This is a genomic window from Bacillus sp. RC251 (assembly GCF_044908765.1).
GTDB lineage: Bacteria > Bacillota > Bacilli > Bacillales > Bacillaceae_G > Bacillus_A > Bacillus_A wiedmannii.
The window spans coordinates 516,089-539,955 of sequence record NZ_JBIYDP010000003.1; the positions used below are offsets into that span (position 1 = coordinate 516,089).

Sequence of the window (23,867 nt, forward strand, 5' to 3'; positions counted from 1 at the left end):
CAAAGATTACTGATAGGTATATGGCTACACATCTATTAACTGAAAAATATTAATTGCAATCAAGCGTAAAAAACTCGATTCTTATTAAAAAAATAGCGTTCTTTTACTATTCAAATATGATTACATCTGAAGTTAATGAAGATTTCTTCTGCAAAAGTAGTAGATTTTTTATTTGAATTTACTACCTCAGTTTGATTTATCATATTTCAATCTCAATAGAATAGTAAATAGGTATAAAAGATATGGAGATACATACTTTAGGTTTTAAATTACAGTAACTTTTATGGAAACAAAAAGGGAAAAGAAGATGTTGAAATGAGTTGTATGTACACTCTATATGTGTATATTTGCTGCTCAATAAACTACCATCTCACTTAAGTTTATACCACATTTTCACTTTTATTTACAAAAAATACTATTAAATATTTTCGGATAATTGTTATAATATAATTAAATTGATATAAAAGTTTTTTTCTAGAGTATGTATTTGAAGAATTCTCATGCAAAAAGAGCAAGTTCTCAAGTAGAGAGCTTGCTCTTTTTTGAAGAGAAATATGATTAGAAGTACATAAGGGGATAGCAGGATTTTATAAAAATACTTTCTGTATGTATCCACAACAATGTTTAGATGTATATGATTTTTAAATTTATAAAAAGATTAAGAGGCGATAGAGAATGAAAAGGTATATTAGTATAAAAGGAATTGGCACATATCTTCCAAAACGAAAGGTAGATTCTTTTGAAATAGATCGTATGCTACATGTGCCAGAAGGCTGGACATTAAAAAAAGCTGGGGTAAAAACAAGATATTTTGTTGATGGGGAAACGTCTTCTTATATGGGGGCAGAAGCTGCAAAAAAAGCTGTAGAAGATGCGAAGTTAACTTGGGATGATATCGATTGTATTATTTGCGGAAGCGGAACGATTCAACAAGCGATTCCTTCTACAGCATCACTTATTCAAGAACAGCTCGGGCTACAGCATTCTGGTATTCCATGTTTTGATATCAATTCAACATGTCTAAGTTTCATAACAGCACTTGATACAATTTCTTACGCAATGGAATGCGGGAGATACAAAAATGTTGTTATTATTTCTTCTGAAATTTCTTCTGTTGGATTAAATTGGGGACAAAATGAAAGCAGTATTTTATTCGGTGACGGTGCGGCAGCTGTTGTTATAACAAAAGGCGATCATACATCTTCTATTATTGCTTCCCATATGGAAACATATAGCTCTGGTGCGCATTTATCAGAAATTCGTGGCGGTGGAACGATGATTCATCCTCGCGAGTATAGTGAGGAACGAAAAGAAGACTTCTTGTTCGATATGAATGGAAGAGCCATTTTTAAACTATCTTCTAAGTATTTGTTGAAGTTTATTGACAGGCTACTTATGGATACTGGTTATACGCTAGCCGATATTGATTTAATTGTTCCTCACCAAGCAAGTGGACCAGCTATGAGACTCATTCGTAAAAAATTAGGGGTTGATGAAGAACGCTTTATGACCATTTTTGAAGACTACGGTAATATGATTTCCGCATCTATTCCAGTCGCTCTTTTCGAGGCGATTAAGCAAAAGAAAGTGCAACGTGGAAATAAAATACTACTATTAGGTACTTCTGCAGGACTTTCAATCGGGGGCATCCTTCTTGAATACTAAGAAAACAGTATTAATTACAGGGGCACGTGCACCAGCAACTCTGCATGTATGCAGACTGTTTCATAACGCTGGACATACCGTTATTATTGCAGATAGTATTCCGTATCCATTAAGTAAAGTTTCAAAGAGTACGGATTACTTTTATGAAATTCCTTCTCCAAAGTGGAAAACAAAAGAAAGTATCCGTGCGCTACTATCCATTATTAAACGTCACAATGTGGATTTGCTTATTCCTACTTGTGAAGAAGTGTTTTATATATCTAAATATAGAGAAGAATTAAGCGCATTTTGCCATGTATTAGTAGATGATTTTCAAAAGCTATCATTACTGCATAATAAGTGGGAATTTATTCAGTTCGTAGCGAATTTAGGGTGGCAAGTACCTGCAACATATAGAATAGATGATGAAGAAGCGATACGTTCAATGATGCACAAAACGCCAGCTCATACTCCTTTTGTACGAAAGCCGATTTTCTCCCGTTTTTCTGATAAAGTGGAATTTATTACAAAAGAGGATGCTCTAAAAGAAAGCATGATAGATAAGTCGAATTATATTATGCAAGAGTTTATACGAGGAACGCAGCATTGTTCTTACAGTATCGCACAATCTGGGGAAGTATTAGCTCACGCTACGTATAAAACGGAATTTACGGCAGGCTTAGGTGCTACCATTGCGTTTCAGCATATGAATCAACCTAAAATTGATCAGTTTGTGAGACATATTGTAAAAGAGCTAAATTTCTCAGGACAAATTGCTTTTGATTTTATCGTTACAGAGGATGGAGATGTGATTCCGATTGAATGTAATCCACGTACTACAAGTGGATTACATTTATTCGATGAGGAAATATTGCCGGCCTTCTTTCATGAAAAGGTAAACAATACACTCATTCCAAGACCAAACTCTGAGTGTGCAATTCGGTTAGCGATGCTTCTATATGGATTTCCTTATTTAAAAAGTAAACAAAAACGTAAGCGATGGTTAAAAGTTCTATGCTCTTATCCAGATATCGTTTATCGCCACAATGATTGGAAACCATTTTTTTATCAGTTTTTTAGCATGTATAAATTGTGGCGTGAAAGTTATAAACAGGAACGGACTATTTTAGAACAAACAACATATGACATATCGTGGGATGGTGAAGATTTATGAAAATGCTAGTAACTGGTGGAACGGGCTTTCTAGGACAAAAACTCGCCTTTCGACTGAAAAATATGGGCCATGAAGTAACGGCAACGGGAAGAAATAAAACAATCGGTAAGGTATTAGAACAAAATGGAATTGAGTTTGTTCATTGTCCTCTTGAAGACAGGGATCGTGTGCTACAAGTTTGTAAAGGTAAAGATTACATCTTTCATAGCGGCGCACTTTCTTCCCCTTGGGGCAAATATGAAGATTTTTATAATGCGAATGTGTTAGGAACGAAACATATTATCGAGGGGTGTCAAAAGTACGGTATAAAACGCCTGATCCACGTATCAACACCAAGTATTTATTTCTATTATGATGAGCGACAAAATGTAGTTGAAAACGCGAAACTTCCTGATACATTTGTAAATCATTATGCAACAACGAAGCACATGGCTGAACAAGCTATTGATCAAGCTTTCGCGCATGGTTTACCAGTTATCACAATACGCCCGCGCGCTTTATTCGGACCAGGAGATAATGCGATTCTTCCGCGTCTTATTAAAGTATGTGAAAAGGGTGCTTTACCGAGAATTGGTACTGAAGATGTTCTTGTTGATATTACGTATGTTGAGAATGTTGTAGATGCTTTACTTCTTTGTATGCATTCCCCAAAACATACATTAGGGCAAAAGTACAATATAACAAATGACGAGCGTGTAAATTTATATGAGGTTATAGAAAATGTAATGAAGCGTCTTGATAAGGAAGTAAAATATAAAAAAATTTCCTACAAAACCGCTTTTTCACTAGCTGCTATACTAGAAGGAATCTCAAAAACTATTTTATTCGGAAAAGAACCTATTCTCACAAAATATACTGTTAGTGTCCTTTCAAAAAGCCAGACATTAAATATTGATAAAGCTAAAGAAGAACTAGAATATGCTCCAAAGATCAGTATAGAAGAAGGAATTACAAAATTTGTAGACTGGTGGAAAATACAATGAAAATCAAATCTTTAAAGCTATATGATACAGGATATTGCACACATCCAGAAAAAATTGCATACTCCAAGGGAAGTTGGAAACAAATATGCTTTCCTGCTACAGTAGGGTTACTCGAGCATCCAGTATTAGGATATATTTTATTTGATACTGGATATGCGGGACATTTTAAAGAGGCGACAAAAAAATTCCCTTACTCTGTATATGCAAAACTTACGCCTGTTCATTTTACGGAAGAGCAATCTATTAAAGAGCAACTTCTTCTTGATGGTATTCAGCCAGAAGAAATTAAATATATTATTCTATCTCATTTTCATGGCGATCATACAGCTGGTTTACCTGACTTTCCAAAAGCGAAAATATTAACCTTCGCAAAAGCTTATGAGGATATTAAAAAGAGAAGTAAATTTGGTGCTCTATTAAAAGGGTGTCTAAAAGATACACTGCCGGTGGATTTAGAGAAGAGGATGTCATTCATTGATCAAACTCCACCGCAAAACTTACCTTCTACATATGGAAAGTTTGAAGAGGGGTATGATGTATTTGATGATGGCTCATTATTTGCTGTTGACTTAACAGGACATGCAATTGGTCAATTTGGTATATTCGTCCATTTGCAGAGTAATAAAATTGTTTTTCTTTGTGCAGACGCAGTGTGGCTAAGTAAAACGTATCAAAACCTTGTATTTCCTAGTAAGATTGCCAACCTTTTAACGAGCGATCCAAAATCTTACCGAAAGAATATTGAGAAGTTACACCATTTATCACAAACATCACCTGAGATTGAAATTGTACCAACTCATTGTGAACATACATGGGATAAAATTAAAGCAGGGGTGTACTATGAATAAACTACGAATTCTCAAGCAATACTTGAAAACAAAATATGGCTCGAGATTTTCAAATCGTAAACAGTTGGAACAGTTTCATAAACAACAAATAGAAAAACATCTTTTGTTTACGATAGAGGCGTCTCCTTTTTATCGCCAATTATATACGCCGTTTTCAAATGAAATTCAAAAGGGGAATTTGGCTGCGCTTCCTATTATTGATAAAGAAGTAATGATGGAACATTTTGATATATTAAATACAGCCCATATTTCAAAGGAAGAAGCGTTTCATGTAGCATTTGAAGCAGAAAAGACCCGGAATTTCTCACCAACCATTCGTAATATAACTGTCGGTTTATCATCAGGTACTAGTGGAAATCGTGGGGTTTTTCTCGTTTCTGAGGAAGAACAAACGTTGTGGGCTGGCTCGATTATTGGAAAGGTGCTTCCTTCTAGCATTCTACATAAACACACGATTGCTTTTTTCTTACGTGCAAATAGCAATTTATACGAAGCGACAAAAAATAAGCGAATCTCATTTCATTTTTTTGATTTACTAGATTCGTTTCAGCAGCATATCACGCGATTAAATGAAATACAGCCCTCTATTTTAATTGCACCCCCGTCTATGTTACGGAACATTGCTGACTGGCAGCAAGAAGGACTCATTACGATTTGTCCTAAGAAAATTATCTCTGTAGCAGAAGTGCTTGAAGATATTGATAGAGAGTTTATTTGTGCAACTTTTAAGCAAACAGTACACCAAGTTTACCAATGTACAGAAGGTTTTCTTGCTACCACCTGCAAGCAGGGGACGTTACACATTAATGAAGATCTCGTTCATATTGAAAAAGAATACTTAGATCAAGAGAAAGGGATATTCGTTCCCATTATTACTGATTTCATGAGGAAAACACAGCCGATTATACGCTATCGTCTCAATGACATATTAATTGAGAAGAAAACGCCGTGCAGCTGTGGTTCACCTTTTTTAGCGCTAGAACGAATTGATGGTCGATGTGACGATATATTTATTGGAATAAGTGAATTGGATAATAAAGAAATATCTATTTTTCCAGATTTCATTAGAAGAGCAATTTTGTTTGCATCTAGTGACATTCAAGAATTTAAAGTAATACAGCATAGCGTAGACAAAATTGAAATTAAACTTAAAGCACTACCTGAAAATCTGGAATTATGTAAATCAAATGTAATGAAAGAGTTACATACACTATGGTCTACTAAAAAGTGTGCGATACCACATTTTTTCTTTTCCCATTACGATATTCAAGTATATGATAAAAAATTAAAAAGAATAGAAAGTCTTGTAAGGCGTGGTGAACATAAATGATTCAGTTACACGATGTTCATTCCTTGCATAGCATTGATTGGGAATCAAAAAAAGATGGGGCATATGTGCGAGATAGTTTCCTGCCTCTTTTTCAAAAGGGCGTTACAGCATGTATTGAAAATGTTAACACGGAGCTCTTTCTATTAGAAATCGATGATCTCATCTTGCCAGTTACCCTTAATAACGCAGAGTTCGAAAATTCATATGTATGTTCTCCTTATACACATTACGTATCTTATGCGTTAGAAGAGCTATGGGAGTTGAAAAAACCGTGGCTAGAGAAGCTATTAACCTATCCGATTCATCTTATGGGAAGTTGGCTACGACAAACGAATATTAATAAAGTAATTGTCGTAAATAATTGGATGCTTTCAACAAACCTTTATCACTCTATCAACGAACGACAAATCGAACAAATTACAAATCTATTTGTTGAGAAATTTCCAGAGCATACAATTTTATTTCGCTCTTTAAATAATGCATTATATCCTGTAACGACAGAAGCACTATCTACAGTAGGTTACAAGAAAATTATGTCTCGTTCTATATACTTATTTGATCCGAAACACTATAAAAAAATGAATCGAAAAAAACGAAAAGACTTATTAAACGATAAAAGCTTATTAGAGAAAAGCAATTATGAAATCATTACGAATGAAGAATTAACAAAGGAGGATATTTTACAAATTTCCCATTTATACAACCAACTATATATCGAAAAATATTCCGCCCATAACCCAATGTTTACACCCGCTTATTTATGGAATGCTCTTCAGCATCGTTTATTTGAGATAAAGGCCATAAAAAAAGGGGATACAATTGATGGTGTTATTGCTTATTTTATTCGGGATGGAGTTATGACAACGCCGATCCTTGGCTATAATACAAACTCTGACCAGCAACAAGGTTTATACCGTATACTTTCCCTCCTTATTACAATGGATTCTATCGAAAAAGATTTAATTTGCCATTGTAGTGCTGGGGCTGGAGAGTTCAAACGAAATCGTGGTGCAACACAGGAGATTGAATACAGTTATGTATATAACGATCATCTACCACCTAGCCAACAAAAGGTATGGAAAGTATTAATGTGGATATTAAATATATATATAGAACCGATGGCAAAAAAACATCGCTTTTAAACAAAAAGACTTTTAGGATTGCTTGTTACCTGGAACTCTTTATTTAAGTGTAGCTGCACTACCTATGTTATGGGGTTTATATAGTATATTTTTAATAATTTATTTTATATGTATCGTTTGGATGAAAGAGAGAAGTGCTTAAAAGAGTAGTTCTCTTTTTTCAGTTTTTGAAACGGAAATGAAAGGGTGAGAGGTGTAGTGAAGCAGAGATTATCGAAATTAGCAGATGTACTAGTCAATCATTCTACAAAAGTACAGCCTGGTGATCAAGTGTTGATCCAAAGTGTTACAGAAATAGATCCCGCAGTCGTTCGTGAAATTATTAAGTCCGTAGAAAAAGCAGGTGGATATGCGCATGTATCAATGCGCGATGTGTCTGTAACGAGGCAATTAATTTTGTCAGGATCTGAAGAACAATTTAAGTTGTTAGCAGATTGGGAGTGTTACCGATTAAGTAAGATGCAAGTGTATATTAATCTCCGAAGCCCTAGAAATGCATATGAATTAGCAGATGTACCAGCAGAAAAAATGAAGTTATATCAAAAGATATTTGGAAAAGCTCATAGTGAAGCTGTGTATAAAACGAGATGGGTGACAACTCGCATTCCAAATGCGGCTTCTGCGCAAGAAGCAAATCTGAGCACGGAGGCTTATGAAAAATTCTACTATGATGTATGTACGCTAGATTACAACAATATGTCAAAAGAAATGGAGCCATTAAAAGAATTAATGGAAAGGACAAAACGAGTGAGGATTATTGGAGAAGGAACAGATTTGGAGTTTTCCATTGAAGGAATAGGCGTTTTAAAGGGAGATGGTACGGATAATATCCCTGATGGCGAAATATATACAGCACCTGTCAAAGATTCTGTAAATGGAGTAATAACATGTAACACAGTATCCGTTCAACAAGGTTATGCGTTTCAAAATATAAAGTTACATGTGAAACAAGGGAAAATAATAGAGGCATATGCAAATGATACAGAGCGAATAAATCAAATTTTGGATACGGATGAGGGAGCAAGATATATAGGGGAATTTGCACTAGCGTTTAATCCCTACATATTACACCCGATGAATAATACGTTATTTGATGAAAAAATAAATGGTAGTTATCATATAGCAATTGGAGATTCGTTACAAGGCGCAGATAACGGGAATACATCAGCGATACATTGGGATTTAGTAAACATTCAAAGGCCAGAGTATGGCGGTGGTGAAATTTGGTTTGATGATGTATTGATAAGAAAAGATGGGCGTTTTATTTTACAAGAGTTATTTGGATTAAATGAAGAAAATTTGAAAAGGTAAAAACTACGTTTATGTAAGTAGGTTACATAAAATAATCAATCTTTTTCATGGGAATTTAAGGAAGACGAAAGAACCTCACACATTTTAATCAAAATGTGTGAGGTTCTTTTTTTATAAAATAAACATTTGTAGTGTGGAATATATCTAATTAACCAAACTAGTATTTTAGGGACATTAACTGAAACTATAAATATAACTGCATGTCTATCTTTTTTATGAATCTCATTGCCCGCGGATAAAGGACAATAATAGTAGAGCTTTGATTTTCATTACAATTTTGTAAGGTTAAGTAATAAAAATCGATAGAATGCGATATTAGAATAGGATACTCTGATTGATGGGTAGAATATTCTGAAAAAGGGGTAGAGCAAATGAAGAATAGACAAAAAGCATCGATAATATGCAAAAGTATTTTATGTTTCATCATTTGTATATTTATTACGAATGAAGCATGGTTTACAAATGTGGTGAGGGCAGAATCGAGTACGTTGACTGATAGGAGTATAGAGGATTTCAAAAAAAAGCTGGATGAACATGTACCAAAATGGCAGGGGAATTATGAGGTGCCAGGGGTTGCAATAGGGATTGTACATGAGGGGCGTATTACTTATACACTAAACTACGGTTATGTAGATAAAAAGACAAAAAAAGCGGTGAATGAGGATACATTATTTCAAGCTGGTTCCATATCTAAAAGCCTTACAGCGTGGGGAATCTTGCATCTTGTAGATGAAGGACGTTTATCACTAGATGATCCCGCTGAAAAATATCTGACCAAATGGAAATTATCTAATTCAGAGTTTCATAATAATGAAGTCACAATAAGAAGATTGTTAAGTCATACAGCAGGGGTGTCTGCACATAAAGGATACCTCGGGGTTGCACCAGGGAAACATCTTGACTCTATCGAGGAGTCTTTGTCTGGAAAAGGATGGCTTAATGAACCAGTGGAAGTTACCAATAAACCAGGTTCAGAAGCAATATACTCTGGTGTAGGATATACAATTTTACAACTTGTAATTGAAGAGGTTACCGGAATACCGTTTGATCATTATATGGAAGAACAAATTATGAAACCTTTAGGAATGAAATCTAGTTTATTCTTACAACGTCCTGAAAACCAAAACCTTTCGAAAGCTTATGGATATTTTGGAGAGGAGCTCCCTAGTTACCAATTTACCGAACAGGCTGCTGCAGGCCTCAAGACAAATGTTACGGATATGATGACATTGATACTTGCAAGCGTGGATGCACATAATAAAGGGAATGGTGTCATCAAAAGTGAACGTGTTGAAGAAATGCAAAAGCCGGTATTAGGGGAGAATGGTTTAGGTATATTTGAAAAAAAACTATCTAATCAATGGAAATTACTTTATCATTCTGGTGACAATCGAGGCTGGCATTCTTTTTATGGTTTCATTCCTAATACAAAGGATGGATTGGTAATCCTTACAAATGGTGAAGGTGGTATAGACTTACGACAGGATATTTACCATGCATGGATTGAACATGAAACTGGAAAATTACCCGAAAGTTACTTCTCTCTAGCTGAGCAGAGAAAAAACAACTCTATTACATCAATTGTTATTGGAGCCACACTTGGTTTATATTTGCTGCTATTTGTAATTAGATTGTACAAAGGTAGAAGAACTTTCATTTTTAAGCAAGAGAAGAGATCCTACATCGGATTAGTAGTTAGGACATTTTTACTTATTATTACTGCTATCCTCGTTTTTTGTGCTGCCTATTTGTGGAGAGTTTTCAGCTTAAATTCCGGTAATACAATAAATTTTATTCTAATAATGGTATGGATTATAACATTATTAATTAGTGGATTTTTCCCGAAAATTAGAAGTAATAAAAAACAATGTATGAAACGAAAAGATTTAACATCAAAATTTACATTTATGTAATGTTAAAAGCTAGAAAGCTAGATTGGCGTAAATCGCTAATTGTGGTTTGCAAAAAACGACAAAATCTCTTAAAAAACACTTAACTTTTAACGTCATCTATCTTTACAATCCCTCCCTATAATGTGAATTGGACAAGCACCTAAGAGCAAGTAGAACATGTCAGTTTATACATTCTATTATTAGGGGGAGAATTTGTATGAAAAAGGCAGTTGCTTCGTTAGCTGTTATGGCGGCATTATTACCGACATTTTCAGTACATGCGGAAGGGAAAGAGCAAACCCGAAAATCAGCTACAACTTTTAACGTTATTAGTGATATTCAAGGGGATTTAGGAGACTTTGATCATGTGTTAAAAGATATGAACAAAGTGACGCCACTTTCTAGAGCGCTTATTATGAATGGGGATATAACGCCAACGGGACAACAATCACAATACGATGATGTGAAGCGTGTGTTAAACAAAAATAAGCACCCAGAAAATGTATGGTCAACTGTTGGGAATCATGAGTTTTACGCTGGTAAATGGACAGCTGATGGAAAGCTCTCTCAAAATACATGGCCAAATGGTGTAACGGAAGAAACGCTATTTAACCGCTACTTACAATTTAGCGGGCAAGAAAAGGTATATCATAAAAAAGAATTAGACGGTTATCCGCTTTTATTTTTAGGAACTGAAAAATATATGAAATACCACGATTCAAAAATGTGGGATGAAGTATTTATGAGTGATGAGCAATTAGGTTGGTTAAAACAAAATTTAGAAGAGTACAGTCAAAAAGATAAAAATAAGCCAATCTTCATTTTCTCTCATCACGTTTTACCTGATACAGTATCTGGATCGAGACAATCACCGTATTTAAATGACTATTTAAACGTGGATAAATTGTACGATATATTAAAAGACTATCCGCAAGTTGTTTTCTTCACGAGTCATACGCATTGGGATTTAAACTTACCAGACTGGGCTGGTAAAAAGAAAATTGCAGGCGGAGATGAAAAAGGATTTACAGTTGTAAATACGGGTGGGATTGAAACAGGCTGGATGTCAGCTGGACCAAATGGCGGAGAGAAGACTGCTCCAGATGGATATTCATTTAAACAAGGATTACAAGTGAAAGCATATGGTAACGATGTAATGGTAACAGCTTACGATTATAAACGTGATAAGGATATAAAGAAGCTATTAATTAGTGATGCGAAAGTCGCACAAATGGCACCAAATGTAACAGCTGACGATAGTAAAAATGTAATTGTCGGTGCAACGGAATATATGGAGTACTCTGTAGAAGGAACGAGTGAGTGGAATACGTATAATCCAGGAAACCCACCAAAATTTGATGGGAACAAGACTGTATACGTACGCCATAAAGGTGAAATGAATTTAGAGCCAGGATTAACACAGCTTCTTCGGTTTTCGGCAAATAAGTGATTAGTAAGGGCCTACTTTTTAATAAGTGGGCTCTTTTGTGTTGTCGTTTTTTATCGGTAAGTCGATATATTTCAAGTTATGGACGATATATTTGAAAAAATCGTTCATATAAACTTCATGTACCGAAATAAAGTGAAAGTTATTAATGTAATTTCACGTACCGTATTGAGGTTAAAATTATTAATACAATTCCATTCACAAAAACCAAATTCCAACACATTTTTCACCCAGAAAGATGACTTCAACATTTTTACATGTAATAATAGTATCGTTACATACATTGTGAAAGAAGTACAAAAGGAGCGTTATTAATGAATTTAGCTAAATTCCCGAGAAAAAAATATACAGAGTCATATACTCCAATTGAAAAATTAAACAATTTTTCTGAAGCACTTGGTGGGCCGACTATTTATTTTAAACGAGATGATTTACTTGGTTTAACAGCTGGTGGTAATAAGACGAGAAAGTTAGAGTTTCTAGTTGCAGATGCACAGGCAAAAGGTGCAGATACGTTAATTACAGCTGGTGGTATTCAGTCAAATCATTGCCGTCTAACACTGGCAGCTGCGGTAAAAGAAAAAATGAAATGTATTCTTGTATTAGAAGAAGGGCTTGAGCCAGAAGAGAAGCCAGACTTTAACGGAAACTATTTCTTATATCATTTACTAGGTGCTGAAAATGTAATTGTTGTACCAAACGGAGCAGATCTTATGGAAGAGATGCATAAAGTAGCGAAAGAAGTAAGTGAAAAAGGTAATACACCATATGTCATACCAGTTGGTGGATCAAATCCTACTGGTGCAATGGGATACGTTGCTTGTGCGCAAGAAATTATGGCACAATCATTTGACCAAGGAATTGATTTCAGCTCAGTTGTTTGTGTAAGTGGTAGCGCTGGTATGCACGCTGGTTTAATTACTGGTTTTGCTGGAACACAAAGTCACATTCCTGTAATCGGAATCAACGTAAGTAGAGAAAAAGCAGAACAAGAAGAGAAAGTAGCAAAACTTGTAGAGGAAACGTCAGCTCACGTTGGTATTCCGAACTTTATCCCGCGCGAAGCTGTTACATGCTTTGATGAATATGTAGGACCAGGTTACGCGTTACCAACACCAGAAATGGTGGAAGCAGTTCAATTACTTGCGAAAACTGAAGGTATTTTACTCGATCCAGTATATACAGGTAAAGCAGTAGCGGGACTAATCGACTTAATTAAAAAAGGTACATTTAATAAAGAAGACAACATTTTATTCGTACATTCAGGTGGTTCACCAGCGTTATATGCGAATACATCTTTATTTGCGTAAGTGTAAAAAAGCATTGGGTATCCAATGCTTTTTTGTTATATACTGGAATTATTATGAAATGAGAAGGGAGATTATATGAGTTCAAATGTAAAATGGATCATATATACGGTACTTAGCATTTCTATTCTGTTAATTTTATTTGTGGCTTATGGAATTTATTTATATTTCACTTAAGCGAAATGGTAACCAAACCAAAGGAAAAATAAAATAATTGTTGTGTTAAATAGAGTAAAACATAAACCGATAATGGCTAAAATTTTCTTCTCAGCTCGGCTACAAAAAGAGATGATTGCTAAAAGGATTGCTATAACAGCGGAAGCTAATATGAAGTAGGCGAAAGGCACGACATATTCTACTCCAACTCTGTCTAAAATAGGTGCGAAGAGAAAGAGATTAATAGTAACGAATATACTTACAATGAGAAACATATAACTTTTCCAAGTGTATGTTTGTAACTGCATAGAACGACACTCCTTTCTCTTTATTATTTATATTTTTAAGTTTAAATTAATTACCTTTATTTTACAAATCGAAATATTTTGTATTGAAAAGAGGGTATGAATATGAAAATTAGAAATTGGTCTCTAGTCTTTATTGCGATCTGTATACTCATAATAACCGGCTGTTCAAATATAGTAGGAAATGAAGATCAAAGAATTCAAGTGCAAAAACATATTGGTGATAATGAATATAAAGATTTTAAGATGGCGACAGATAATAACGAAGTGTTGCAAGTAAAGAAAATATTAAATGATGCTACTTTTGAAAATAAAAAAGTGGAAATGTCTCGTCTAGCTGATTATCACTTTATTTTTCAATTTAAAAATCCGAAAATAGAGGCGAAAGCTGTGTTGTATCAAATTTGGGTAAGTCCTAATAAGGATAAAATAGAGATCATAGCGGGGGATAGTCGGTACGTTCAATTAGAAGGGAAACATGCAGCTACTTTGTTTCAGATTGTTACAGGGGAGAAACTAGTTGAATAAACGTATATAGGGTTATAGGAACTCAGCTCGTATTTTTCATTTTGGAGATAATTAGTATTCAACAAAAATAGCTATCTTTTTATATTGGAATAAATATTGAGAATCGGATAAAATGGAAATTGGACATTGACTTGATGAGCATGAGGTTCTCCGCTTATAAGCAGGTTAATGAACATTAAGGTGTCCATTAATCCGCCATTGAATAATAATGCTAGGAAATATATTGTTTTTACAAAGATTCGATGTTATGTTTAATTTTCTCAATATAATATTTTCCTTATATAGGAGTGGCTATTTGAAGAAGTTAATATTATTAGTTTTATTAGCTACATGCTGTCTCACCATTGCAGGATGTTCTAATAATAGGATTACACCAAAGAATGATTCTAAAACTTCAACACCTGAAAAGGTTAATCGTATCAATAAAGCGTGGTACAAACATATATAATAGTTTTAAAGAAACTTGAAATTGTTGATGATAAAGGTCATAAGGTGAAATTCGTTAGGCCGATAGTAGGGGCTGTGAAACCGGGTAAAAAGCGGGAAGCATAGCTCGCATTTAAATTAATAAAATATTCGAAATTAAAATATTCACACAAAAGAGTCTACATGTAGGCCATTTTTTGTGGATATTTTTCATAGATAAAAGACATTCTAATGTGCCTGCCTCTAACTTTAACCTTCTAAAAATTATTTTACTAGGTTAAAATGTTTATAGAGAGTATCGCCCTTCAAAATTCAGTGAATGTGAAGGGCTCATAATAACTCGATTGGTGTGGTCCTTTTTCACTTTATCTACCATCTTTATATATCTTTCTATTAAAAAATCTAACTTTAATCGATTAAATGGAATAAAACTTGGTTAAAAATAATGAAATTTCAGGAAAAATAAGGTACACTAATCAATGGTTTTGGTTTAAAATCGATTGACGTTTATGTATACGGGGGAAAGATTGATGAACAACAATATAGTAAATGAATCTGTTGAAGAAGTTGAGAAAAAACGGGTAAGATCAAAAAAACGTTTTACAAATTGGAAGCTAATCGCAGCGGGTGGCGGTGTAATTGCACTTCTTATTGGAGGAATGAGCTATTATCAAGCAACTCACTTCAATTCGAATGTTACGATTAACGATACAAAAGTCGGTGGTTTGAGCGCTGATCAGGCAATACAGGAATTAAAAACATCTGGACTAGCAAACAAAGTCTATATTGATCAACAACAAATTTTAGATGAACAAGATACAAAAACGGAACTGACGGAAAAAGACTTGCCACAAGTTAAGAAACTATTAAAAAGTCAGTGGACATTTTTCCCTTCCACAAAGGAAAAAGATTATTCATTGCTACCGAAAGAAGCGGATCAGTATCGTAGTGAAACGATGAAAAAACTTGTAGAAGAAAAGCTTGTCTCTATGAATGAAAAATTAAAAGCGCCTCAAGATGCTATGGCTAAGCTCGAACAAGGAAAAGTTGTTATTGCGAAGAGCGTTGATGGAAAACAGTATGACGTTACGAATCTACTAAAAGATTACGACAAGCAGAAGCATAAAAGCGAAATTCATCTAAAGTCTGCATACATACAGCCTATTAAAGAAGACGATCCGATTATTAAAAAAGAAGAGAAAGCATTACAAAATCTTCTTACGCAGTCTGTTGATTATAAAGTGCAGGATGAAGTGTATTCATTAAAAGCGAAAGATTTAATTCAAAATGCTACTATGTCAAAGGATATGAAAGTAACAATCGATGCGAGCGAAATTCAGAATAAGGTTGCTGAAATTAATAAGGCTAAATCTACATTACATAAAGACTTCGCTTTTAAAACACATTCTGGTTCGGTTATATCAGTAAAAGGACAAGGATACGGCTGGGCACTAGATGTGGAAAAAGAAACAAAACAAGTTCAACAAGCCTTTGAGAAAGGCGAGAAATCGCTTTCTGCTTCTAATATTCACGGGAATGGTTGGGAGAAGGAAGGGATCGGCTATAAAACAACATCGAATAATGGCATTGGAGACACATATGCAGAAGTTTCTATTGCAGATCAACAAATTTGGATTTATAAAGATGGGAAATTAGTTGTCACAACTAATGTAGTAACGGGTAAACATAGCACGAGTGAAGATACATCACCAGGTGTGTGGTACGTTCTATATAAACGAACACCATACACGCTTAAAGGAAGCGCAGTAGGTAAAGCTGATTATGCAGTGAAAGTAGATTACTGGGTTCCATTCACAAATAGCGGTCAAGGATTCCATGATGCAGGCTGGCGAAAAGACTGGGGAAATAATGCTTATTTAACAGGAGGATCAGGCGGGTGTGTAAACCTTCTTCCTAACGTTGCAAAAACTGTATATGATAGTTTGAACACGTATGATCCAGTTATTGTTTACTAATAGCTATGTATTAAGACCATAAATGAATAAACAAAGCAAGAAATCTTACTTGATGTATATGAAAAAAAACCTCTTGAATTCGCATGCAAATTCAAGAGGTTTTTTTGTTTGAAAACAAGAGTTCATTGCTTATAAGAAACAAAGTAGAAAGAGATTGAGATGAAGAAACAGGTATTCAAATAGTCAATAAAATTGACATTGAATATCATTTTCACTTATTATAGAATCATTGCATTTAATTAGACATGACTTTTTTATTAATATAATAGATTTTTAATAAGGTGTCCCATTAAAGAATTTAAACGTAGGAAAGGGTAATATAAAAATGAACTGGAAAAAAGGCGGATTATGGATCATTATTTTTTTCATTGTAAAAGGTACGATTTCTACACTGTTAATCGTTACAGGTGCTAAATATTTTAATTTATCATTTATGCAACTTTTCGCACTAGTACTGATCTTATTACTGATTTCTCTCATAAGCCGAAAATTGCTGTATAAACATAAACAAAACAAAAAGCAAAAAGAGCTAAATATATAATAAAACCCCAGAGACCTTTGGATTTCTGGGGTTTTATTTCGATAGTTTTTTCTACATGTATATCAACTTAACAGAAAAGGTTGTCCAAAATGATAAAATCGATGTTGTTTAAAATGCGTCGGTTACTTTTATATAAGGATTGAAGAATCTTTATTCTGGGGCTACAAACATTTATAAATTATGCTCGTTTTTCAATTGGTAGTTTAAAGGTAAAAGTACTGCCTGTTCCTAATTTACTTTCAACCGTAATTTCTCCTCCGTGTAGTTCGACAATCCATTTTACCATCGACAATCCTAAACCTGTGTTTCCGGTGCTTGAAGATGTTCTTGCTGCGTCAACTCGATAGAAGCGGTCCCATATTTTCGTAATATGTTGCTCACTGATGCCTATGCCATTATCGGAGACTTTACCTATTATGTTGGTTCCATCGCGGAACAATTGCATATTCACAGTGCCGTTCGCTTTGCTATAAGCAATCGCATTCGTTAGTAAATTCATTAATAAACGCATCATCAATGTTTGATCTGCTTTCATAAACAGGTCTTCCTCTATATGAGTTATTATATCAATCGAAGATTCTTGAACCATTAATGAAAGCTCTTCTACAACGATTTCCGTTAATTCACTCATATTGATACATTCAAATTGGAAAGTGTTATGGTTTTCTTGGTCAGCTCTTGCTAATAATAAGAGTTGTGAGATTAGCGCGGACATTTTACGTGATTGCTTTAAAATTACTTCTAACGATTCTTCCATTTCTTTCGGATTATTCCTCTGCGATAATGCGTATTCGCATTGCGAAATAATAACTGATATTGGTGTTCTTAATTCATGAGATGCGTCAGATGTAAATTGTTTTTCACTTTCAAATGATGTTTCCAATCGCTCAAACATTTTGTCAAAGGTTTGTGCCAAATGATACATTTCGTCTTTCGGTGAACCTTGTAAATGAATTCTCTTGGAAAGGTCTTTACCATCACCAATTTTACTAGCTGAATCACTCATTTGTTGCACAGGTCGAAACGCTCTTTGCGTAATAAAATATCCTCCCACTGCGGCAATGAGAATAAGTAATGGAAATGAGATGAGTGTTACCACGATAAGCGTATTCATCGTTGATGATAATTGGTTCATGGTCATAATTCCGCGAACCCAGACTTGCTCATCGCCGCCTGCATTATGGAGAAAATCATATACAATCCATTCTTTATTACCGTCTTTAATGGTTTGTATTTCATCGGATTTAAGCGATATCTTTTTATTAAAGCTTGTTGGAATATTTCCTGCCAGCAGCTCACCTTGTTTATTATAAATAATGATATTTACTCCATCTTCTAAGGGTTCAAAATCATCGTCCATCTTTAATTGTCCATGCTTATATTCAATATCTTCCATGCTTTCTTTTACTGTGCTCTTCAATTGATCTTTCATATTAAAAAGCAAAACTTTATCTGAAGAAGTTAAAATAAAAGCTAACACGAGTGCCATAATAATTACAATTAGCCCTGTATACCACAGGGTTACTTTCATTTTGATTGATAGTCTTTTCATGATTCTACTCGCAATACGTAACCAGTTCCTCGTATTGTATGAATTAACTTCGTTTCAAACTGGCTATCAATTTTTTTACGAAGATAGCGGACGTAAACATCAATAATATTCGAGCCACCTTCATAGTCGTAATTCCACACATGTTGTTCAATTTTATCTCGTGTCAGCACAACGTCTTTATTACGAATCATATATTCTAAAATAGCAAATTCTTTACTGGAAAGAGTGATAACTTGGCCTCCTCTTGTTACTTTATGCATATTGCAGTCTACCACTAGGTCAGCGATTTCAAACACATTAGATGTGCTTCCTGTTTTTCTTCGCATTAACACTCGAATTCTTGCTAGCAGTTCGTCAAAAGCAAACGGCTTTACTAAATAATCGTCCGCACCTAAGTCGAGTCCTGTTACGCGATCATCAATTGTATCTTTAGCTGTAAGAAGCAAGACAGGAGTTGTATTATTATCCGCGCGTAACCTTTGTAATACTTGTAAACCATCTATTACAGGAATCATAATGTCAAGCACAATCAAATCGTAGGTAGCCATGTTTATATAATCTAAGGCATCTTCGCCATTCCCACATGCATCGACACTATAATGTTCTGCATTTAATCGTTTTACTAATATATTTTGTAAGTCTTGTTCATCTTCGACAATAAGAACTCGCATTAACATTCTCCTTTTCTTCTTATTAATATGTATCACTATAATTCCAAAACATTAAAGAAAGATTAGAAACTATTTAATTATATCATTTTATTTTTTTGTACATTAATCTTCCTTTAATGTTTATTCAGTAATATAAAGGCAAGGATAAGGTGCACATGTAAAGGGAGGAAAACAGAATGAGAAAGTGGATGTTGATTGGAGCAATGTCTTGTTTATTCTTAACAGCTTGTTCTACTCAAGCTGATAACAATACAGAAGTACAACAACTGAAAGTGGAAAATGATAAATTGCAAAAAGAAAGTTCTCAACTACAACAAGAACTACACAAAACAGGGCCTGCTGTGAATGATACGAAGCAAATACAAGATTTTAAAAACGAAGTCACATCTATCGTTGAAAAGGCAAATAACACGAAACCAGTTGGAGCTAAAGAAGAAAACTTAAATACGTACTTAACAGCAAAAAAAGAAATTGATCAATTAGATGACAATATAGATCTATCTGATAATCAGCTTGAAGCAGATTATCGTGCTGGAACGATAACAGTTGAACAATATGAAACGCAAGAAAGAGAACACGATATACTAGAAGATCAATTAGAGCAAGCAGAAAATGCACTTGAAGCAAGATTCGGAATAGATGATTAATCATGAAGGAGTGGATGAAAATGTTAAAACATAAAAAGAAAATAATGATAAGTGTAATTGCTATTTTAGTAAGTGGTATTGCTATTGTTGGTGGGTATTATGGTATGGGTTACAATTATGCCAAAAAGAATGAAAACTACACAGAGAAACAAGTTCGTGAAATTTCTTTAGCTCATACAAATGGAGAAATTATTAATGTGAAAAAAGAATTCGAATTAGAAGATGACAACTTAGCACAATCTAAATTTGAATATGAAGTGGAAATTAAGACACCTGATAATCTGTTAAATAGTTTAAAAGTTAGTGCTAGAACAGGTACAATAGAAATCGATAATGAAGATTAAAAAAAAATCGCATATTTGAAAAAGCTCCTAACGAAATTTGTTAGGAGTTTTTTCATGTTTATACTCTACTATTTTAAAAGGGGACCGCTACAACACAAGCTAATATTTTGATGTCCCCAAAAACAAAAATTTAATCTCTTCACAGTTAGTTGTCTATGAGAATTGAGTTCATTTTATTGTGTTTGGATATTCGCTTTTCTTAGCATGATGGCAATGTGGTTCTACCCCTTATAAATGTTACAAAAATCTTTTAAATAGCTCTAACTTGCACAATGCTTCCCGTTAATATAATACGCTGATTCTGTGAAAACCGTAAATACAACCTCTACTTCTGGAAGTCCAAAAGCCATTATATATGTAGTAATGGCCTTGGCAAATCGATCACGAATTTCCTGTCCGCGCTCGAACCATTTCACTTCAATAAGAGGAAACGCTTCTATTTCTTCTCCATTGAATACAAACGTAGAACTTGGTAGTTCCAACGTAAAATTATCCGTACCACACTCACAAATCTCTGCGAGTTCTTCTACTAATGGCTTGCTTATGCGTTTTAATTGTTCAGTAGTAATTCCACGAAATACAACATGTGGCATATGAATCCCTCCGTTAAATAGCTTTATATTTGCTCACATCATAACACAATTTATTTTACTGCACTAACATCTATTGGTACATTTCAATGACATTCTTAAGAATGATCATATGTTATTGAAGCAATACATGTATTGTAACTATTTAAAACATTTGAGAGCTCAGTAATTGGGTAAATAAAAAAAGCCTTATCATTCTCTCTGTAAGGAAGCATGAGGGGAGGCCTCTGTTAGGAAAGGGATAAGTGCGCTTATATATTTTAAAAAGAAAAGACACCCTAAGGTGCCTTCCTCCGACTTGATAACCACTTTAATTTTAATAACATTGGATTCCCATCCGAATACTATTTTACTATGTTAAGTAATGTTGGTCATTGAGAAAGTCAAATACGTAGTGTTCATATATAGTGACACCTAGGAGGATGCAAGATGTAATACAGTTTTTTATTTATCCAACAACAAAAAAGAATCCTAAAACCGTGCCGGGATAGGAATGTATAAAAAAATGCATAGATCGATAGAACAAAGAAAGGAGGTTCCCTTGTAAGGAGAAGATGCCTCCTTGTCCTTGCTACTGATAATGATGCGTTATGTTAACTGCATATGTATAGAGTATACAGTCAAAAAAGTACAATACATCGCTTCTTCTAAATGGTACAATTAGGGAAAAAGGGGTGGAAGAATATGTATGATTATAAATTTGTGAAAGTCGAAATTGATGGATGGAAAGGGCAACCCAAAGAAGATTATAAGCGTATTATTATAGAACATGCTGAGGATGGTTGGGAATTTGTTCAAGTCCTTACGCTAACACTCGCAGGATATACGACTTCTTTGGAGATTATCTTCAAACGAACCAAAGAACTTCTTTAAAAAACGAAAGAGGTTTGCCTTAACTAACATACAAAAATAACTGGAATATTTTGGGGTCTAATTGTTCTCGATTTAACTTATAAGACAAATAAGCTAATATTAATCAACTGCCGATATCGATAATTATGTAAAATCATCTGTCCACATGGACAGATGATTTTATTTTTCGGCATAGCATAGATTATTTTGAAAAATGCTGACGGTATCCTAGGGAGCATAAAAAGCAACAAAATATTAAACTTTAGAAGTTGAATAAAGGATTATTAAAAAAGTATATGGAGCCAGATACTTTATAATTGTGATACATATTTTAAGGTTGTTAGAACACTCAAAATTTATCGTAAGAATCGCTATTTTTTTATAGTCTATTTACGTAATTTATGTTATGGTTTCATATGTTAATTACTTACAATTTTTTAGGGGTGTAGGGGTGTAGGGGTGTAGGGGTGTAGGGGTTTGAAGGTAAAGAATCTAGTATTATTAGCATTTTCACTTATGTTTGTAGCAGGGGGGGCAGCAGGGTGTACTACAAAGGAAGACATTTATGCAGGTAACCTACTCCAATTAAATAAAGAGTTTAACACTATTATTGAAGATCTAGCTATAGCTGAGGAAAAGGGGTATAGTTCTGAATCATCCAAAGATGAGTTTGAAGAGAAATTTAAACAAGCAAAGTCAGTTACAGCACAAATGAGAAGATTAGCACCAAGCTCAAAATATAAAGATGTATATAAAAAGGTATCTCAAGCAACTACAATGTTAGATAAATCTTTTAATAAGCAATTAGACGCCATTAAAAAAGAAGATTCAACCAAACTTAAAGAAGCTACAGACGGTATGAACGAACCATTTGACAAGTATTTAGAGGGGATAAGTGATGTAAACGATATATATTTAAAAGAGATTGAAAACATTGCTGAAACAATAGGAAAATAGGTAAAATAAATGATATTCGTAGTGCCGAATAAAATGGAAACAAATAAAAAAGTGGGAAGAATAGAAAAAGCATTCTAAAACAAAGGGGTATATGTCAATGAAACGTAAGATTTTATCTTTTTTAGTAGTTCCAATGTTAATGTTAACCGGGGTTGGATGTGAGACTAAGGTTAAGAAAGATGAAGCAATGGAAGCTTCTGTTAAACAGAATAAAAAAGAAGACTTCAATAAGAACCTAGCATATTTAATGAAAGATTTCTCCGAACAATCTAAAGAAATAGACGGTATTGTAAAAAGTAGCAAGTCAATGAAGAAAAAGTCAGAAGAGTTAAAAGAAGTATCTAAACCTTATTTAGAGTTAGTGGAAAAAATAAGTAAGTTAGAGTATGAAGTAAAAGATCACCCAGTACAACATAATGTAGGTTTAGCGATGATTCATGTAAAAGATGGGGTGGAAATCATACAAGAAGGTTTAGATAAGGGGAAAGAATATGAAGTTGATGGTGGGGTTGAAAGATTAGAGACTGCTTCTAAGTTAATAGATAAAGCAAACAAAGAATTGAAAAAATCCTAACTATAGGGGAGTGTGTTAAATCTATAGGCTATCCTATAATTAATGGATCCTAAAGCTTAATACCATTTAAAATACCGGTTCTTATTAGAACCGGTATTTTAAATGGTATTATTTTGAAGTACACACTAAATGAAAATTCTCTTTCTCTACAATTAGTTATTTTGAGAATTCAACTCATTTTTTCTTTTTGGGTAGTTTTATTTTCTTAGCTTGATTGCGATGAGCGGTACCCCATAAAGGCCCCTGATACATAATTGATGTTCTGCCATTTGTAGAAAACAATCCACTTATACCATTTTAACAAGAAGAAATATCTCGTCCATGTTGTAATATTGGCTTACGTTAAGCTTGTGAAAAAAACATATTCATGTATAATACAATTGATGTATGATACATTAGTTGTAGGAGGGTGACCTTTTTGAAAAGAGAAGATGCCTTAAAACTAAGAACAGATATTAAGAAAATGATTATAATAACTGGGGTTTTTGAATCTCAAAATTTGCCCAATGGACCATTTGAAAAACCTTTACCAACTTCTCAAATGATGGCGTTAGAGGAACTAGAGGTGGAAAAATTAACTGTTTGGCAACTATCCAATAAACTTAGATTAGAGACTTCAACTGTAAGTAGATTGGTAGATAAGTTAGTAAAAAAGGGGCTTATTTATCGT

General features: G+C 34.0%; 23 protein-coding genes. 19 read left to right on the plus strand and 4 right to left on the minus strand.

Annotated elements, in window-relative coordinates:
- Positions 1-675: 675 nt before the first annotated feature.
- The 10 genes from ABH961_RS16780 (at position 676) to cuyA (ending at position 13,081) form a co-directional block, all read left to right on the plus strand.
- Positions 676-1,665 carry a beta-ketoacyl-ACP synthase III gene (locus ABH961_RS16780; RefSeq protein ID WP_048544797.1) on the plus strand — a complete coding sequence of 330 codons (990 nt, stop codon included), beginning with the start codon at positions 676-678 and terminating at the stop codon, positions 1,663-1,665.
- Positions 1,655-2,818, plus strand: a complete 1,164-nt coding sequence (locus ABH961_RS16785; protein WP_141500211.1) for an ATP-grasp domain-containing protein — start codon at positions 1,655-1,657, stop codon at positions 2,816-2,818. The genes ABH961_RS16780 and ABH961_RS16785 overlap by 11 nt, the downstream gene beginning before the upstream one ends.
- Positions 2,815-3,801: an NAD-dependent epimerase/dehydratase family protein gene (locus tag ABH961_RS16790; RefSeq protein WP_098048349.1), complete on the plus strand. Its 987-nt coding sequence runs from the start codon at positions 2,815-2,817 to the stop codon at positions 3,799-3,801. Before ABH961_RS16785 ends, ABH961_RS16790 begins: the two co-directional genes overlap by 4 nt.
- Complete coding sequence (locus ABH961_RS16795; RefSeq protein ID WP_098079600.1) at positions 3,798-4,649, plus strand: MBL fold metallo-hydrolase; 852 nt, start codon at positions 3,798-3,800, stop codon at positions 4,647-4,649. The genes ABH961_RS16790 and ABH961_RS16795 overlap by 4 nt, the downstream gene beginning before the upstream one ends.
- Complete coding sequence (locus ABH961_RS16800; protein ID WP_098079602.1) at positions 4,642-5,979, plus strand: F390 synthetase-related protein; 1,338 nt, start codon at positions 4,642-4,644, stop codon at positions 5,977-5,979. The genes ABH961_RS16795 and ABH961_RS16800 overlap by 8 nt, the downstream gene beginning before the upstream one ends.
- Entirely contained in the window at positions 5,976-7,121 is a 1,146-nt protein-coding gene (locus ABH961_RS16805) for a hypothetical protein (RefSeq protein WP_098079603.1), read from the plus strand. Before ABH961_RS16800 ends, ABH961_RS16805 begins: the two co-directional genes overlap by 4 nt.
- A gap of 198 nt (positions 7,122-7,319) precedes the next feature.
- Positions 7,320-8,432 carry an aminopeptidase gene (locus tag ABH961_RS16810; RefSeq protein WP_098077675.1) on the plus strand — a complete coding sequence of 371 codons (1,113 nt, stop codon included), beginning with the start codon at positions 7,320-7,322 and terminating at the stop codon, positions 8,430-8,432.
- A gap of 371 nt (positions 8,433-8,803) precedes the next feature.
- The gene (locus ABH961_RS16815; RefSeq protein ID WP_404519689.1) at positions 8,804-10,345 is read left to right on the plus strand and encodes a serine hydrolase domain-containing protein; all 1,542 of its coding nucleotides are present in this window, start codon (positions 8,804-8,806) and stop codon (positions 10,343-10,345) included.
- Positions 10,346-10,541: 196 nt separating this feature from the next.
- A complete protein-coding gene (locus tag ABH961_RS16820; protein WP_098048353.1) occupies positions 10,542-11,774 on the plus strand; it encodes a DUF4073 domain-containing protein in 1,233 nt (410 codons plus the stop codon).
- A gap of 311 nt (positions 11,775-12,085) precedes the next feature.
- Positions 12,086-13,081, plus strand: a complete 996-nt coding sequence (gene cuyA, locus ABH961_RS16825; RefSeq protein ID WP_098122555.1) for a D-cysteate sulfo-lyase — start codon at positions 12,086-12,088, stop codon at positions 13,079-13,081.
- 170 nt (positions 13,082-13,251) lie between these two features.
- Here the strand turns inward: cuyA and ABH961_RS16830 are convergent, their stop codons facing one another.
- Positions 13,252-13,542, minus strand: coding sequence for a hypothetical protein (locus ABH961_RS16830; protein ID WP_098048354.1), 291 nt, complete (start codon positions 13,540-13,542; stop codon positions 13,252-13,254).
- Between the two features lie 102 nt (positions 13,543-13,644).
- On the opposite strand from ABH961_RS16830, the gene ABH961_RS16835 reads away from it, so the two are divergent.
- The 3 genes from ABH961_RS16835 (at position 13,645) to ABH961_RS16845 (ending at position 17,010) form a co-directional block, all read left to right on the plus strand.
- Positions 13,645-14,067, plus strand: coding sequence for a hypothetical protein (locus ABH961_RS16835; RefSeq protein ID WP_098048355.1), 423 nt, complete (start codon positions 13,645-13,647; stop codon positions 14,065-14,067).
- 956 nt (positions 14,068-15,023) lie between these two features.
- Positions 15,024-16,469 carry a L,D-transpeptidase family protein gene (locus tag ABH961_RS16840; protein WP_098847770.1) on the plus strand — a complete coding sequence of 482 codons (1,446 nt, stop codon included), beginning with the start codon at positions 15,024-15,026 and terminating at the stop codon, positions 16,467-16,469.
- A 325-nt stretch (positions 16,470-16,794) separates the two neighbouring features.
- A complete protein-coding gene (locus ABH961_RS16845; protein ID WP_001104093.1) occupies positions 16,795-17,010 on the plus strand; it encodes a hypothetical protein in 216 nt (71 codons plus the stop codon).
- 178 nt (positions 17,011-17,188) lie between these two features.
- On the opposite strand, the gene ABH961_RS16850 is transcribed toward ABH961_RS16845, so the two are convergent.
- The gene (locus ABH961_RS16850; protein ID WP_098079611.1) at positions 17,189-18,562 is read right to left on the minus strand and encodes a sensor histidine kinase; all 1,374 of its coding nucleotides are present in this window, start codon (positions 18,560-18,562) and stop codon (positions 17,189-17,191) included.
- Positions 18,559-19,233, minus strand: a complete 675-nt coding sequence (locus ABH961_RS16855) for a response regulator transcription factor (protein WP_098079613.1) — start codon at positions 19,231-19,233, stop codon at positions 18,559-18,561. The genes ABH961_RS16850 and ABH961_RS16855 overlap by 4 nt, the downstream gene beginning before the upstream one ends.
- A 176-nt stretch (positions 19,234-19,409) precedes the next feature.
- Between ABH961_RS16855 and ABH961_RS16860 the strand changes: the two genes are divergently transcribed.
- Positions 19,410-19,880, plus strand: coding sequence for a lipoprotein (locus tag ABH961_RS16860; protein ID WP_048544827.1), 471 nt, complete (start codon positions 19,410-19,412; stop codon positions 19,878-19,880).
- A 20-nt stretch (positions 19,881-19,900) separates the two neighbouring features.
- Positions 19,901-20,224 carry a PepSY domain-containing protein gene (locus ABH961_RS16865; RefSeq protein WP_141520043.1) on the plus strand — a complete coding sequence of 108 codons (324 nt, stop codon included), beginning with the start codon at positions 19,901-19,903 and terminating at the stop codon, positions 20,222-20,224.
- 260 nt (positions 20,225-20,484) lie between these two features.
- On the opposite strand, the gene ABH961_RS16870 is transcribed toward ABH961_RS16865, so the two are convergent.
- Positions 20,485-20,817: a DUF1904 family protein gene (locus ABH961_RS16870; protein WP_404519692.1), complete on the minus strand. Its 333-nt coding sequence runs from the start codon at positions 20,815-20,817 to the stop codon at positions 20,485-20,487.
- 681 nt (positions 20,818-21,498) lie between these two features.
- Between ABH961_RS16870 and ABH961_RS16875 the strand changes: the two genes are divergently transcribed.
- The 4 genes from ABH961_RS16875 to ABH961_RS16890 all read left to right on the plus strand — a co-directional run.
- On the plus strand, positions 21,499-21,687 hold the full coding sequence (locus ABH961_RS16875) for a DUF4177 domain-containing protein (protein WP_000272493.1): 189 nt from the start codon (positions 21,499-21,501) through the stop codon (positions 21,685-21,687).
- A 495-nt stretch (positions 21,688-22,182) separates the two neighbouring features.
- Positions 22,183-22,623 carry a DUF7018 domain-containing (lipo)protein gene (locus ABH961_RS16880; RefSeq protein ID WP_098706572.1) on the plus strand — a complete coding sequence of 147 codons (441 nt, stop codon included), beginning with the start codon at positions 22,183-22,185 and terminating at the stop codon, positions 22,621-22,623.
- Positions 22,624-22,714: 91 nt separating this feature from the next.
- A complete protein-coding gene (locus ABH961_RS16885; protein ID WP_048543670.1) occupies positions 22,715-23,197 on the plus strand; it encodes a hypothetical protein in 483 nt (160 codons plus the stop codon).
- Between the two features lie 418 nt (positions 23,198-23,615).
- Positions 23,616-23,867, plus strand: a 252-nt coding sequence (locus tag ABH961_RS16890) for a MarR family transcriptional regulator (protein ID WP_404519693.1), incomplete at its 3' end; no start/stop codon positions are given.